Genomic DNA, 14093 nt, shown 5'->3' on the forward strand with positions numbered 1-14093 from the left:
ACGTCCGCCCTCGCCTTCGCGCGCGACACCCCCACCCCCGAACCACCGAGGCCAGGAGTCCCCTACATGCGTCTAGCCGTGATCGGAGCCGGTCCCGCGGGGCTGACCTGCGTCAAGCAGGCCCTCGCGGACGGGCACGACGTGGTCTGCTTCGAGAAACACCAGGATCTCGGCGGCATCTGGAACCCGGCGTCCGGCGGCGCGTACGCCGGGGTCCGGATGCAGAGCTCCCGCATGAGCATGCCGTTCTCCGACCACCCGCCCGCCTTCGCCGCCGACTTCCCGACCCAGGCCGAGGTACAGGCGTACCTCCACGCCTACGCCACCGAGTTCGCCCTCCTCGACGTCATCCGCTTCGGCCGCGAGGTCGTCGAGGTGACGAAGGAGAACGGCCGCTGGCGCGTGACCACACGGGCTGCGGGAGGGCCCGTGTGGACGGGTGCCTCCGGCGGACGGGACGGGGACGAGGCCGGCGGGACCGGGGCGGCCGACGGGGCCAGGGCTGACGGGGACGGGGTTGGCGGGACCGGCGTCCTCCCCACCTCTCTGGCCCACGCTTCCGGCGGACCGGACGGGGCCAGCGGGGCCAGCGGGGCCAGCGGGGCCAGCGGGGCCAGCGGGAAAGGTGTACCGGCCGACGGGGGAGCTGCGCCGACCGGCGCCTACGGCTCGACCGGGCTCGGGACTTCTCCGGACGTCGACGGCTCCGGCCGGGCCGGGGTGAGCGGCGGGGTCGGCAGGGCTGACGCGGCCGGCGGAGCCGCCGGGGCCGGGGGCTCGACCGGCATCGGAATCCCCTCCGGCCTCGACGGCTCCGGTAACCCGACCGGCCTCGGTGGCTCGGGCGGCTCGTCAGCCCTCGGTGCTCGCCCCCGCCTCAGCGGGACCACCGACTCGAACGGGCCCGGGGGAGGCCCCGGCTCCAGCGGTACCGGTGTCTCGGCCGCGTTCAAGGGCTCCCCCGGCCCCGTGGGCTCCGGCACCCCCGTCGGCTCCGGCGCCCCTGTCGGCTCCGACACCCCCGTCGACTCCGACACCCCCGTCGGCTCCGGGGCCTCCCCCGGCTCCGCCCGCTCTGGCGCCCCCGGCGCCCCCGTCGGCTCCGACGCCCCCATCGACCCCGACGGCTCCGGGCCCGTCACCCCCTCCGTCGGCTTCGGTGAAACGTTTCGAAGCACGGGGGACCAGCACCAGCAACCCTCTTCCCTCCCCGCCCATCTCCCTCCGCAGCCCAATCCCGAGCACGGGGAGCTGTTCGACGCCGTGCTCGTGGCGAACGGGGAGTTGTGGCGGCCTCGGCTCCCGGACGGTGGCCTCCCCGCGGCCGGGAGTGGTGTCCGCGTCCTCACGTCGCCGGAGTACCGGGGGCCCGAGACCTTCACGGGGAAACGGGTCCTGGTGGTCGGGGGCGGGGTGAGCGGCGCGGACATCGCGGCTGATCTGGCCGCGCACGCCGTGAAGGTGGACTGGTCGGTGCGGCGGCGGCAGTTGTTCCTGCCCCGGGACATCGGTGGGGCCTACAACGACGCCCTGTTCTCGTACGCGGGCCGGGTCGCCGTGGAGGAGATCCCGTACGACCAGTACCTCTCCTGGCTGACGGAGTGGATGCCCGAGTACATGGCCCAGTACGAGGCGACGGGCCTCCTTCCGAGGGACGGGTATCACGGGGCCGTCCACGTCAACGAGAAGATCGTCCCGGCGGTCTACGACGGAGGAGTTACGCCGGTCGCGGCGTTCGGGAGCTTCGCCGAGGACGGCGATGTCATCCTCGCGGACGACACCCGCAAGCGCTACGACGCCGTGATCCTGTGTCTGGGCTACGAGGCCCCCGACTACGGCTTCCTGCCCGGCCTGCGCCGCGAGGACCTGTACGAGCACCACTTCTGGCGCCACGACCCGACGCTGGCGATCGTCAACACCCCCGTGGACACCGAGGCGTTCGGCACGGCGTGCCCGTACTTCGAGGCGATCGGCGGCTGGGTGCTGAGCGTCCTCGGCGGCAAGACGACGATCCCCGGCCCCGAGGAACGCGCGCGGTGGTGCGCCGAGCACATGGGCGCGCTCACCGACCGCCGCTACCTGGACTGCTGGCTGGAGACGATCCGCCTCGGAATCCTCAGCGGCGCCCTCCCGGACCCGGCGGTCCGCTTCCGCGACTACTGGACCCTGGTCTCCAGCCAGGTCGACCCCGCCAACCTCCGCCCCGGCACCCCGAGTTCGATCCCGGCCGTCCACGACGACCGCTTCGACCTGGACGCCGTCCGCCACCGCGTCCTCGCCGCCCTGCCGCCCGCGACACGCGAACGCCTGCTGGCGGACGGCGAGATAGACCGGGCCGACTTCGACGCGGCGGCCGCCATACCCGAACACCTCGCCCTGCACCCCTCGTTGCCGTACCGCCAGCGGGAGTCGGGGAGCGCCGCGTGAGCGCCGGCACCGTCGAGGGCGCGTCGGCGAAGGGCGGACGCTGGCGCCTGGTCACCGACCCGGCCGTCCGCAACCTGATCGCGGCGACGGGCGCGGTCGGCATCGCGGGCGCCTTCCTCGTCCCCACCACCAGCCTCTTCCTGACCGAGGCGGTCGCGGCGACGCCCCTGATGGTCGGCCTGTTCTTCGCGGCCCGCTCGATCGCGGAGATCGGCACGGACGTCGTCGTCGGCGCCGTCTCCGACCGCCTGAAGGACCGCCGCGCGATCCTCGTCCTGACGGCACTCCTGAACGCGTCCGGCGCCCTGTGCTACACGTTCCTGCGGGACTACACGCTCCTGCTGATCACCGGCATGATCCTGTTCGGCCTGGGCGGCGCCTGCTTCGGCCAACTCTTCGCTTACACCAGGGAGTTGGCGGACGACAGGGGCGTCGACGCCCCGTTCTTCAACGGGTTCCTGCGCTCGGTGACCTCGCTGGCCTGGGTGATCGGCCCGCCGCTCGCCTTCTGGATCGTCGCCCAGTGGTCGTTCGCGGTGCTGTACGGGGCGACGGCCGCGCTGTCGCTGGTCGCGGCGGTGCTGTGCCGCTGGGGCCTGCCGTACCCGCGCCCGGCGCAGGAGTCGGCCGGCGAGGAGCAACTGCCGGGCCTGCGCGGCATGTTCGCCGGTGTCGGCCCGCGCACGCTGCTGGTCCTCGGCTCCGTCGTCCTGCTGCTCGGCGCAAACGCGATGTACCAGATCAACCTGCCGCTCTACATCACCGACGACCTCGGTATGAGCGGCCAGTTCGCGGGCCTGCTGCTCGGCGTGAGCGCCGCACTGGAGATCCCGCTGATGGTGATGGTCGGCGTGTGGGCGGACCGGCTCGGCAAGCGGCGGCTGCTGATCGCGGCGACGGTGTGCGCGACGGCGTTCTTCGCGCTGCTGCCGATCGCCGACACCAACCGGGTCGCGCTGGTGGCGCTCCAGCCCCTCAACTCGGCCTGGGCGGCAGTGGCGTTGAACATCCCCGTCGTAATGCTCCAGGACAGCCTGCCGGGCCGCTTCGGCACCGCGTCCGCGCTGTACTCCAGCGCCTTCAAGGCGGGGATGTTCCTGGGCGGCCTCGCGGTCGGCACGGTCGCGACCTGGACGGGCTACACGCAGGTCTTCTGGGTCTGCGCCGGACTCACCGCGCTGGCCGGGGTGTTGGTGCTGCCGCTGCGGACGCAGGACACGGACCCACCGCTGCCGAAGCACGAACCGGCGGACGCCGCGGCGGACTTGGCCGACTCGCCCTCCCCGAAAGTCTCCCCCGACTCCCCCACCTCCCTCAACTCCCCTTCCCCGCAAGCCTCCGAAGACTCCGCACACTCCGCCACACCCCCCGCCCGTCCCGCTGAAGGGAGCCCCGAGTGACCACGACGTCACCCGCCTGCACGGTCGTCATCCCGACCTACAACCGCGCCGAACTCCTCGCCCACACCCTCGACTCCCTGGTCCGCCAGCGCCTGGACGACACGTTCGAGGTGGTCGTCGCCGACGACGGCTCCTCGGACGACACCGCCGAGGTCGTCGCCGGCTACCGCGACCGCCTCGACGTGCACTACGTCTTCCAGGAGGACGAGGGCTACCGCGCGGCGAAGGCCCGCAACCTGGGGCTGGCGAAGGCGCGCGGCGCGGTGACGGTGTTCGTCGACTCCGGGGTGATCCTCCAATCCGGCGCGCTGGCGGCCCACTTGGACGCGCACCGCGCCGCCGAGGGGCCGACGGCGGTCGTCGGCTACGTCTTCTGCTTCAACGAGGGCAACGAGGACGGCGAGGAGATCCTGAAGTCCCTGGACTTCGCCGACCCGGACGCCTCCTTCGCCGAATTCACCGCCGAGAAGCGCTGGTTGGACATCCGCGAGGACTACTACGACCGCTACGGCGAGGACCTGGACGCGCTGACCGCGCCCTGGCTGATGTGGTGGACGTGCAACTCCTCGGTGGACACCGCCCTGTTGAGGGAGGTCGGCGGCTACGACGAGGCGTACCGGCAGTGGGGCGCGGAGGACGTCGACGTCAGCTACCGGCTGCGGACGGCGGGCTGCCGGTTCGTGCTGCGCCGCGACGCGACCGCGCTGCACGTCCCGCACCCGAAGGACTACGAGTCCAACATGCGCTCGGCGGCCGTCAACTACCGCTATTTCGCGGCCAAGTACGACACCCCGGTGGCGCACCTTGTGGTGAACACGCACTTCCACGAGATCGAGGACGTGCTGCGCTCGCGCGGCCTCGCGCCCGGCGAGCCGACCGAGCACCTGGGCACGATCGTGCGGCCCATCGACCAGATGGACGCCGAGCGCGCGGCGGCGGCCGGAGGTGAGCGATGATGCCGCTCCTCGGCATGTGGACGGCCGCCGACCGGGAGGCCCGCCGCGAGTCGAGACGGGTGCTGGTGTTCTCCCCGCACCCGGACGACGAAGTCATCGCGTGCGGCGGCACGATCGCCCGTCTCGCCGCCGAAGGCGCCCGTGTGGGCGTGGTGTTCGCGACGGACGGCGCCCAGTCGCACGCGGCGGTCCTCGGCATCCACACCGACCCGTCCCCGGCCGAACTGCGCGTGATCCGGCGGGAGGAGGCGCGGCAGGCGGCGAAGGCGATGGGCATCGGCAAGGAGGCGACCCGCTTCCTCGACTACCCGGACACCCGATTGGCGGAGCACATACCGGCGTTCCGGCGGGACGTGCTGGAGATCCTGCGCACCAACCGGGACGTCGCCGAGGTCTACCTCCCGCACGAGGTACGGGAGTTGAACGCCGACCACCGGCTCACCGGCGAGACGGTCGTCTCCTGCCTCGCCGAACTCGGCCTGGAACCACGGATCTTCCGGTACGTGGTGTGGGACGAGCGCACCGAGGAAGAGTTCGGCTTCGTCAACCGCAACCCGGCGGACGGTCCGGGCGACGGCGCGGAGCGGCTGGTCTCCTTCGACATCACGCCGTACGTCACGCACAAGCACGCCGCGTTCCGTGAACACCGCACCCAGGTCGAGCTGTACGCGCCGGGACAGACGAGGGCCGTCGTGCCGCCGCCGTTCCAGGAGCGGGTGTTCGCCGCCCGCGCCGAGGAGTTCTGGGTCACCGCCGACCAGGAGGGCCGGTCATGACGACGTACGCGAACGACACCGGCCTGCCGGCGCTGCGGCCGCTGACCGAGTGGCCCCGCCTCACCTCCGCGTTCCCGAGGGACCCGGAGATCGAGCGCCAAGTCGCCGAGCTGCTCGCCCAGTTGACGCTGGAGGAGAAGGTCGGCCAGATGATCCAGCCCGAACTGGCCGAGCTGACGCCCGAGGACGTACGGGACTTCCACATCGGCTCGGCCCTCAACGGCGCCGGGATCTGGCCGGGCGGCAAGCGCCACGCCGCCGTCCAGGACTGGGTGGACACCGTCGACCGCTTCTGGGCGGCGGCCGAAGAGGGCTGGCGGGGACGGCCGTTCAGGATCCCGTTCATGTGGGCGACGGACGCGGTGCACGGTCACAACAACGTGTTCGGCGCGACCGTCTTCCCGCACAACATCGGCCTCGGGGCCGCGGGCGAACCGGAGTTGATGCGCCGCATCGGCGAGGCGACCGCCCGCGAGGTCGCCGCGACCGGCATGGACTGGACGTTCGCGCCGACCGTGACCACGCCGCGCGACCGCCGCTGGGGCCGTTACTACGAGGGCTACGGCGAGGATCCGGCCCTGGTCCACGCGTACGGCAGGGCCATGGTCGAGGGCCTGCAGGGCGATGTCACCGCGCTGCGCGCGGGCGGCAGGGTCGTCTCCAGCCTCAAGCACTGGATCGCGGACGGCGGCACCGAGAACGGCGGCGACCGCGGCACCGCCCGCTGCTCCGAGCAGATCCTGCGCGACATCCACGCGCAGGGCTTCCTCGCCGGCATCGAGGCGGGCGCTCAGTGCGTGATGGTCTCCTTCAGCAGCTGGTCGAACCCGGCCAACTACGACCACACGCCGGGAGTCGGCGCCCCCTACAACGACAAGGTCCACGGCAGCCGCTTCCTGCTGACCGACGTCCTCAAGGACGCCCTCGGCTTCGACGGGATCCTGCTGAGCGACTGGGACGCCCACGCCGAGGTCGCCAACTGCGCGGCGGGCGACGCCGGTTACGCGATCAACGCGGGCATGGACGTCCTGATGGTCGCGGGCCGCGAGGCGTGGCAGGGCGTCCACCGCTCGACCGTCCGCTACGTCCGGGACGGTGTGATCCCCATGTCCCGCATCGACGACGCCGTCTCGCGCGTCCTGCGCGTGAAGCTGCGCCTGGGCCTGTGGGAGCGGCCGCGTCCGAGCGAGCGCGCCGGGACGCAGCTCCTCGGCGCCCCCGCGCACCGCGCCCTCTCCCGCGAGGCCGCGAGCAAGTCCCTGGTCCTGCTGAAGAGTTCACCCGGCGTCCTGCCGTTGTCGCGCTCGGCGCGGGTCCTGGTGACCGGCTCGGCGGCCGACTCCCTGAGCAAGCAGTGCGGCGGCTGGACGTTCAGCTGGCAGGGCGACGACGTGGACCGCGCCGACTTCCCCGACGGCACCACCCTGACCGACGCGGTCCGCAACTCCCTCGCCACAGCAGGGCAGTTGACGCTCGACGTGGACGACCCGGCCGGGTACGACGTCGCGGTGGTCGCGATCGGCGAGGACGCGTACGCGGAGATGCGCGGCACGCTGAAGCCCTGGCGCTCCCTGGGCTACGCCGACTTGAAGCTGTCGTACGCCGAAGACCTGGCGCTGCTGCGGCGGTTGAGGGCGGCCGGCGTGCCGACGGTGACCGTCTTCTTCACCGGCCGGCCGCTGTACTGCACGGAGGAGATCAACCTCTCCGACGCGTTCGTCACCGCGTGGCTGCCCGGCCCGTACGCCGAGGGGATCACGGACGTCCTCTTCGAGGGCGGCCACGACTTCCAGGGCCGGCTGCCGGTCTCCTGGCCGCGCACCCGCGACTCGGCCGCCGTCAACCGGATCCCCCCGCACCTGCCCGACTACCGCGTCCCGCCCGAGGAGACCGCCCCCGAGGGCCGTCACACCCCGCTGTTCCCGGTCGGCCACGGCCTGCGCATGTACGACGGGAAGGTCCCCTCGACGGACCAACTCCCCCTGGACACCCCCGAACCGGCCCCACCAGCGCCTCACGTGGACGGCCCGCTGCGCGTGCTGGACGCGGACGGGACGCCGTACGACCTGAAGGTCGGCGGGCACAACACGTGGTCGCGGGAGGCCGTGCCGCTCACCGGGCCGATGAAGTGCCTGATCGTGCACAGCGATCCGGTGCCGGGGCCGACGGGCGGCGTCGGGCTGCGGCTGCGTTACACCGGCTACCCCGCCTTCGTGTACGCCGAGTCGCCGACAGGGACCCCGGCCGACCTGCGCGGCTACCTCGGCGGCGAGGTCCGCTTCGGTGTCCGCGTCCTCCAACCGCCCACTGGGCCGCTGTACTTGGCGTGCCACGACGACTACCCGGCTCAGCCGGGCGTCGACCTCACGCCGAGGCTGCGGGAGCTGGCGCCGGAGGAGTGGTCCGAACTGGCCGTGCCTCTCGCCGAGTTGGCGGCGGCCGGGATGGATCTGCGCCATGTGGACGTGCCGTTCATGCTCTACACCGAGGGCACGGCGGTGCTGGAGATAGCCGATGTCTCCTGGCGTGTCCCCTAGCGGGAGCCGCCCCGGGCCGAGGCTCGCTCTCATCGGCGCCGGCGCGTGGGGGCGCCGGTACCTGCGGGCCGCGGCCCTGCTCGGGGCGGACGTCGCCGTGTGCCACACCCGGCACGCCGGCGACGACGCCGCCTGGCTCGCCGTGCACCACCCCGGGGTACGGCACACGACCTCCCTCCAGGCCGCTCTGGAGGGCGAGTTGGACGCGGTGGCCGTGGTCACCCCGCGCGCCTCGCACGCCGGGATCACCCTGGAGTGCCTGCGCCGGGGGCTGCCCGTCCTGGTGGAGAAACCGGCGGTCACCGACCCGGCGGACCTGGCCCGCACCCAGGCCGAGGCCCGCCGCCGGGGCCTGGCCCTGCACACCGGCTACACCCACTGCCACGACCTGACACTCCATCAACTGGCGGCGCTGACACGCTCGCTGGCCGATCCGAACTGGCGCCTCACCTGGACCAGGCCCGCCCCCGGCACCACCCGGGCGGACCTGGTCTGGGAGTACTACCCGCACGTCCTCAGCGTCGCCGACCTGCTGGGCGGCCTCACCGGCGCCCCGCTCACGGCGCACGCCGTCGACACCCCCGGGAACACCGCGCGCGTCGAGGCCGAGCTGCCCCTGCGCACCGGCCGGGGACACGCCCTGGTCTCCTCAACGGGCCCGCGCCGCAAGGAGATCCGCCTGTACGACGGCCCCGTCCCGGTCGCCGTCTGGCGGGACCGCACCCTGTTCGACGCCCGGCGCCGGACGGTCTCCGAGGCCCCCGAGGAACCCCTGCTCGTCCAACTCCGCACGTTCCTCGACGAGGTGACGGCACCCGGCGACAACTCCCTCGCCTGGCAACGGGACCGGACCGTCACGAACCTCCTGGCCGCGCTCGACACGGCGACCGGCCGGGCCGCACCACCCCACCCACAGAGCCATCCGCAGATCCACACGAGGTATGAACTGTGAGAATTCTTCTGGCGGGCAACCGCGGATATCTCGGTTCCGTCCTGGAGCGATCGCTGCTGCGCGACGGACACGAGGTCACCGGCCTCGACACGGGCTTCTTCGATCCGGCCCCGCGCCAGCCCCGCAGGGACGTCCGCCACGTCACCCGCGACGACCTGCGCGGCTGCGACGCGATCGTCAACCTCGCCGCGATGTGCAACGACGCCTGCGGCGACCTCTCCGCCACCGCCACCGAACAGATCAACGCCCACGCCCCGGTCAGACTCGCCGAGTTGGCGAAGTCGCTCGGCATCCGCTCGTACGTCCTGGCCTCCTCGTGCAGCGTGTACGGGGCCGCCCGCGACGGCGAGCTGACCGAGAAGGACGAGGTCGCGCCGGAGACCGCCTACGCCGCCAGCAAGGTGACGGCCGAGCATGAGGTGCTGCGGCTGGCCGACGAGTCGTTCGCCCCGGTCGCGCTGCGCTTCGCGACCCTGTTCGGCGACTCGCCGTCCTTTCGGAGCGACCTCATGATCAACCGCATCGCGCTGACCGCCGCCCGCTGGGGCGAGATCAGGATGAACGGGGAGGGCCTGCTGTGGCGCCCCCTCCTGCACGTCGCGGACGCCGCGAACGCCATCCGACTGGTCCTGGAATCCAGCGATTCGGGCGCTTCGTCCGCTCCGGCCGGCGAGATCTTCAACGTCGGGTTCGCCGACCAGAACCACCGCGTCGTCGACGTCGTCGAGATGGCCCGCGAGCTGCTGCCGCACGTGACCGTCACCAGAACTCCCGCGCCGGACAACCGCAGTTACGCCGTCTGCTTCGACAAGTTCCAGGCGGCGTACGGGGAGTTCAAGTCCACCTGTACCGCCGAGGGCGGGCTGCGCGAAGTCCTCGACGCCTACCGGCTGCGGCTGCGCGCCCCGCTCAGCGAGACCGGCGACGGCTGGGCGGGCACCGACCGGCGCGAGTGGCTGCTCGCCAAGCGCTCGGCGGGCGTCCTGGACGCCGACTTCCACTGGAACTCCCCCACCACAGCCGCGAGCTGACGCCCCGCCAGAAAGGAGCCGCCCATGTCCCCCCGACACGAGCCGCCGATCCTGCCCCCGGACGCCGTCCACGCCGACCCGCGCGGCTCGATCACCGCGCTGCCGCCCTTCGAGGCCGTCGGCACGGTGGTCATCGAGTCCGAGCCCGGTGCCGTGCGCGGCAACCACTACCACCATGACGAGAGCCACCTCATGTACGTGGTCTCCGGCCGCATGATCTACATCGAGGACGACCCCGAACTCGGCATCTGCGTCGCCGAGGTGGGCCCCGGCCAGTCCGTCGTCAGCCCCAAGGGCGTCCCGCACACCACCGTCTTCCCCGAGCACACCGTCTTCGTCACCCTCTCCGACGTCGACCGCACCGGCCGCAAGTACGAGGACGAGGTCGTGCGCGTCGACCCGCTGGAGGAACGCCCGGAAGTCGCACCGTACTTGGTGGGTCTCGGCCCGCTCGTGACGGGCGAGATGCAGCGCCGGAGGCAGGGATGAGCCGCTGTCTGCTGTGCGCGTCGGGCGAGTTGGAGGACGTCCTCGACCTGCGCCCCACACCGCCCGCCAACGCCCTCGCCGACACGGCCGCCGACGCCCGCCGCGCGGCCCGCTTCCCGCTGCGGCTGATCCGCTGCACCGCCTGCACGCACGTCCAGTTGGCCGACCTCGTCGACCGGGACCTGCTCTTCCGCGACTACAAGTACGCGACGGGCGCGGCCCCTGGGCTGGTCCGGCACTACGCGGCCCTCGCGAGCGCGCTCACCACTCGCCACCGGCCGGGCTTCGTCGTCGAGATCGGCTCCAACGACGGCACGCTGCTGCGGCAGTTCGCCGGCGCGGGCGTGCGCGTGCTCGGCGTCGACCCCGCCGCCGGGCTGGCCCGGACCGCGGAGGAGTCCGGAGTCCCCACGTACGCGACGCACTTCGACGAGTCGGTGGCGGAGAAGATCCTCTCCGAACAGGGGCCCGCCGACCTGGTGTTGGCGAACAACGTCCTCGCGCACGTCGGTGACCTCGGCAGCGTGCTGCGCGGGGTGCGGCGGCTGCTGGCGCCCGGCTCGCACGCCGTCGTCGAGGCCGCGCACCTGCTGCCCATGGCGGTGACCGGGACGTACGAGTTCATCTACCACGAGCACATGTCGTACTTCTCGCTCCACGCCCTCCAACAGGCCGCCCAGCTCCACGATTTGGCGGTCGTCGACGTCGAGGAGATCCCCACGCAGGGCGGCTCGATCCGCTGCTGGCTGCGGCCCGCGAACGCCGTCCGCGCCTCGGACGTCGCCCCGGCCGTCGCCGAACTCCTCGCGCGTGAACGGGAGTCGGGGCTTCTCGACGGCACCCTCACCCGGTCCTTCGCGGCCCGCACGCAGCGCGTCAACGCCGGGCTGCACGATGTCGTGCAGGGGCTGCGGACCCGTGGCAAGCGGCTGTCCGGGTACGGGGCGTCCGCGCGGGCCGTGACCCTGATGACGCAGGCCGGCATCGACGGGGCGATCGAGCGCATCGTCGACGACAACCCCCTCAAGCACGGCTTCCACATCCCCGGCTCCGGCATCCCGGTGCTGCCGCCGGACGCCCTGCGCCGGGAGACCACCGACTACTGCGTGCTGTTCGCCTGGAACTTCCGGGAGGACATCACCGCCGGGCTGACGGAGTACGTCGAGGCCGGCGGGATGTTCGTGGTGCCGTTCCCGCAGCTGATGGTGGTCTAGGACGTGCGGGGTACCCCCGCAGAGCTACCGCCCTGGGCCTACCCCCGCAGAGCTACCCCGGGAGAGCTACTGGTCCATCCCCGCCAGCACCAGCGGCAGCCGGTCCGCCCCGCCCTCCGTGAGGCGGACCGGGACACCCCAGTCCTGCTGGTGCACATGGCACGCCGGGTACTCGTTCGCCGGATCGTCGTCGCACGAAGCGGCCATCGCCGAGACGTGCAACACCCCCTCGGCCACCGCAGGGTTCAGCTCAAGGACGCGCGAGAGATCCGTGTCCGCGCCCTCGCCCGCGAGCAGCAGCTCAGGCGGCGTGGAAGAGACCAGCAGGCGCGTGGAGGGGCCGTACCGGGTGTCGAGCTTCTGGCCCGACGGCGCCTGGAAGACGACGTCCAGCCGGAGCTTGCCCGGCGCGACCTCGGTCGCCGCGCGCTGCGTGCGGTGGGCGACCGCCTCGACGCGCACCGCCTCCTCCGGCAGCCGCAGTCGCGTCAGGCGGTGGCGGGCGGACTCGACGACGACCAGGTCGTCCCCGACGAGCACCGCGTCGGACGGCTCCCGCAGGTCCGTCGCGAGGGTCGTCACCTCGCCGGTCGCGGGGTCGTAGCGGCGCAGGGCGTGGTTGTAGGTGTCGCTGATCGCCACCGAGCCGTCCGGGAGGGCGGTCACGCCGAGCGGGTGCTGGAGGAGCGCCTGGCCAGCCGCGCCGTCGCGGTGGCCGAAGTCGAAGAGACCGGTTCCGATCGCGGTGTGCACGGTTCCGTCCGGATCGACCCACCGTAGGGCGGACGTCTCGGAATCGGCCAGCCAGAGCCGGTCGTCGGTCGCCGCGAGCCCGGACGGCTGCGCGAACCACGCCTGCGCGCCGGGCCCGTCCACCAGCCCCTCGTTGGTCGTGCCGGCCGCGACGGAGACGGTCCCCCCGGCCGGGTCGTACGCCCACAGCTGGTGCACGCCCGCCATCGCGATCCACACCCTGCCGCCGAACAGGGCGACGTCCCACGGCGAGGAGAGGTCGATCTCGCGCGCGGGCCCCGAGGTCGGGGAGCCCTGCCACCACTGCCGCCCGGTCCCGGCGAGCGTCGTGACGTCCCCGGTGGCCAGGTCGACCCGGCGCAGCGCGTGGTTGACGGTGTCCGCGACGATCACCGCGCCGTCGTCCAGGAGCGCGAGCCCCTGCGGTTCGCTGAACGCCGCCGTGGCCGCCGTGCCGTCGGTGAACCCGCGCGCGCCGGAGCCGATGCGGCGCACGACGCTCTCGCCGTCCTCCGCCAGCTCGACGAGCTGGTGCCGGGTCGTGTCGCTGACCAGGAAGTGCCCGGACGGCAGGACGAGCGCCTTGCCCGGGAAGCGCAGCGCGGTCGGCTCCGGCTCCGGCGCCACGTACGGGCCGTCCCCGCGCCGCAGGGTGCCCTTCGCGGCGTGCTCGGCCTCCAGCTCCGTCACCAGGCGCTCGATCGCGTGCACGTGCCCCTCGCCCGCGTGCTGCGCGACGACGTACCCCTCCGGGTCGATCACCACGAGCGTCGGCCACGCGCGCACCGCGTACTGCTTCCACGTCGCCAGCTCCGGGTCGTCCAGCACCGGGTGCTCCACGCCGTAGCGCTCCACCGCGTCCACGACCGCCTGGTGCTCCGCCTCGTGCACGAACTTCGGCGAGTGCACGCCGATCACGACGACCGTGTCCGCGTGCCGCTCCTCCAGCTCCCGCAGCTCGTCCAGGACGTGCAGGCAGTTGATGCAGCAGAACGTCCAGAAGTCCAGGACGACGATGCGTCCGCGCAGGTCGGACAGGGTGTACTGGCGGTCGCCCGTGTTCAGCCAGCCGCCCTTGCCGATCAGCTCGGGGGCCCGGACGCGCACGCGGCGCGCAGTGGTGTCGCTCATGCCCTCAAGGGTGCCACCGTGCACTGACAGTCACGACAGCGCGTGCCCCGTGGTCGCGTCCACGTGGTCCGGCACGTCGTCGTGGCGGTCGCCGACGGTCGACGTGCCAGTGGGTTCCAGGACCAGGATGTCCGTCGGGACGGGGGCGTACGGCTTGTGCTCCACCCCGCGCGGGACGGTGAACGCGGAACCCTTCGGGAGGACGACCGTGCGCTCGCCCGCCGGTTCCCGCAGGGCGATGTGCAGCTCGCCCGCCAGGACCAGGAAGAACTCGTCGGTGCCGTCGTGCGCGTGCCAGAGGTGTTCGCCCTCCACGTGCGCGACGCGGACGTCGTAGTCGTTGACCGTCGTGACGATGCGGGGGCTCCACCGCTGGGCGAAGGAGGCGAGGGCGGCGGGGAGGGAGACGGGTTCGCGGTTCATGCGG

11 protein-coding genes are annotated in these 14093 nt (G+C 72.7%); 9 read left to right on the top strand and 2 right to left on the bottom strand.

The window, feature by feature from the left end:
• Positions 1-66 precede the first annotated feature (66 nt).
• The 9 genes from IAG44_RS19580 to IAG44_RS19620 are packed head-to-tail and all read left to right on the top strand — an operon-like array spanning position 67 to position 11782.
• Positions 67-2427, top strand: a complete 2361-nt coding sequence (locus tag IAG44_RS19580) for an NAD(P)-binding protein (RefSeq protein WP_187748386.1) — start codon at positions 67-69, stop codon at positions 2425-2427.
• A complete protein-coding gene (locus tag IAG44_RS19585; RefSeq protein WP_187748387.1) occupies positions 2424-3827 on the top strand; it encodes a sugar efflux transporter in 1404 nt (467 codons plus the stop codon). Before IAG44_RS19580 ends, IAG44_RS19585 begins: the two co-directional genes overlap by 4 nt.
• Entirely contained in the window at positions 3824-4783 is a 960-nt protein-coding gene (locus IAG44_RS19590) for a glycosyltransferase (RefSeq protein WP_187748388.1), read from the top strand. Before IAG44_RS19585 ends, IAG44_RS19590 begins: the two co-directional genes overlap by 4 nt.
• On the top strand, positions 4783-5559 hold the full coding sequence (locus IAG44_RS19595) for a PIG-L deacetylase family protein (RefSeq protein WP_187748389.1): 777 nt from the start codon (positions 4783-4785) through the stop codon (positions 5557-5559). The genes IAG44_RS19590 and IAG44_RS19595 overlap by 1 nt, the downstream gene beginning before the upstream one ends.
• Complete coding sequence (locus tag IAG44_RS19600; RefSeq protein WP_187748390.1) at positions 5556-8096, top strand: glycoside hydrolase family 3 protein; 2541 nt, start codon at positions 5556-5558, stop codon at positions 8094-8096. Before IAG44_RS19595 ends, IAG44_RS19600 begins: the two co-directional genes overlap by 4 nt.
• On the top strand, positions 8074-9048 hold the full coding sequence (locus IAG44_RS19605; protein WP_187748391.1) for a Gfo/Idh/MocA family protein: 975 nt from the start codon (positions 8074-8076) through the stop codon (positions 9046-9048). Before IAG44_RS19600 ends, IAG44_RS19605 begins: the two co-directional genes overlap by 23 nt.
• On the top strand, positions 9045-10079 hold the full coding sequence (locus IAG44_RS19610) for an NAD-dependent epimerase/dehydratase family protein (protein WP_187748392.1): 1035 nt from the start codon (positions 9045-9047) through the stop codon (positions 10077-10079). Before IAG44_RS19605 ends, IAG44_RS19610 begins: the two co-directional genes overlap by 4 nt.
• Positions 10080-10103: 24 nt before the next feature.
• Positions 10104-10568: a cupin domain-containing protein gene (locus IAG44_RS19615; protein WP_187748393.1), complete on the top strand. Its 465-nt coding sequence runs from the start codon at positions 10104-10106 to the stop codon at positions 10566-10568.
• On the top strand, positions 10565-11782 hold the full coding sequence (locus IAG44_RS19620; protein WP_187748394.1) for a class I SAM-dependent methyltransferase: 1218 nt from the start codon (positions 10565-10567) through the stop codon (positions 11780-11782). Before IAG44_RS19615 ends, IAG44_RS19620 begins: the two co-directional genes overlap by 4 nt.
• A gap of 66 nt (positions 11783-11848) precedes the next feature.
• On the opposite strand, the gene IAG44_RS19625 is transcribed toward IAG44_RS19620, so the two are convergent.
• Both IAG44_RS19625 and IAG44_RS19630 read right to left on the bottom strand, forming a co-directional pair.
• Positions 11849-13666, bottom strand: coding sequence for an NHL domain-containing thioredoxin family protein (locus tag IAG44_RS19625; protein ID WP_187748395.1), 1818 nt, complete (start codon positions 13664-13666; stop codon positions 11849-11851).
• A gap of 30 nt (positions 13667-13696) precedes the next feature.
• The gene (locus IAG44_RS19630) at positions 13697-14089 is read right to left on the bottom strand and encodes a cupin domain-containing protein (protein WP_187748396.1); all 393 of its coding nucleotides are present in this window, start codon (positions 14087-14089) and stop codon (positions 13697-13699) included.
• Positions 14090-14093 lie beyond the last annotated feature (4 nt).

This window comes from Streptomyces roseirectus (assembly GCF_014489635.1).
GTDB classification, from domain to species: domain Bacteria; phylum Actinomycetota; class Actinomycetes; order Streptomycetales; family Streptomycetaceae; genus Streptomyces; species Streptomyces roseirectus.

Coding starts and splice junctions, on each gene's coding strand:
- IAG44_RS19580 (WP_187748386.1), top strand. CDS start 67: ATGCGTCTAGCCGTGATCGGAGCCGGTCCCGCGGGGCTGACCTGCGTC.
- IAG44_RS19595 (WP_187748389.1), top strand. CDS start 4,783: ATGCCGCTCCTCGGCATGTGGACGGCCGCCGACCGGGAGGCCCGCCGC.
- IAG44_RS19600 (WP_187748390.1), top strand. CDS start 5,556: ATGACGACGTACGCGAACGACACCGGCCTGCCGGCGCTGCGGCCGCTG.
- IAG44_RS19605 (WP_187748391.1), top strand. CDS start 8,074: ATGTCTCCTGGCGTGTCCCCTAGCGGGAGCCGCCCCGGGCCGAGGCTC.
- IAG44_RS19615 (WP_187748393.1), top strand. CDS start 10,104: ATGTCCCCCCGACACGAGCCGCCGATCCTGCCCCCGGACGCCGTCCAC.
- IAG44_RS19620 (WP_187748394.1), top strand. CDS start 10,565: ATGAGCCGCTGTCTGCTGTGCGCGTCGGGCGAGTTGGAGGACGTCCTC.
- IAG44_RS19625 (WP_187748395.1), bottom strand. CDS start 13,666: ATGAGCGACACCACTGCGCGCCGCGTGCGCGTCCGGGCCCCCGAGCTG.
- IAG44_RS19630 (WP_187748396.1), bottom strand. CDS start 14,089: ATGAACCGCGAACCCGTCTCCCTCCCCGCCGCCCTCGCCTCCTTCGCC.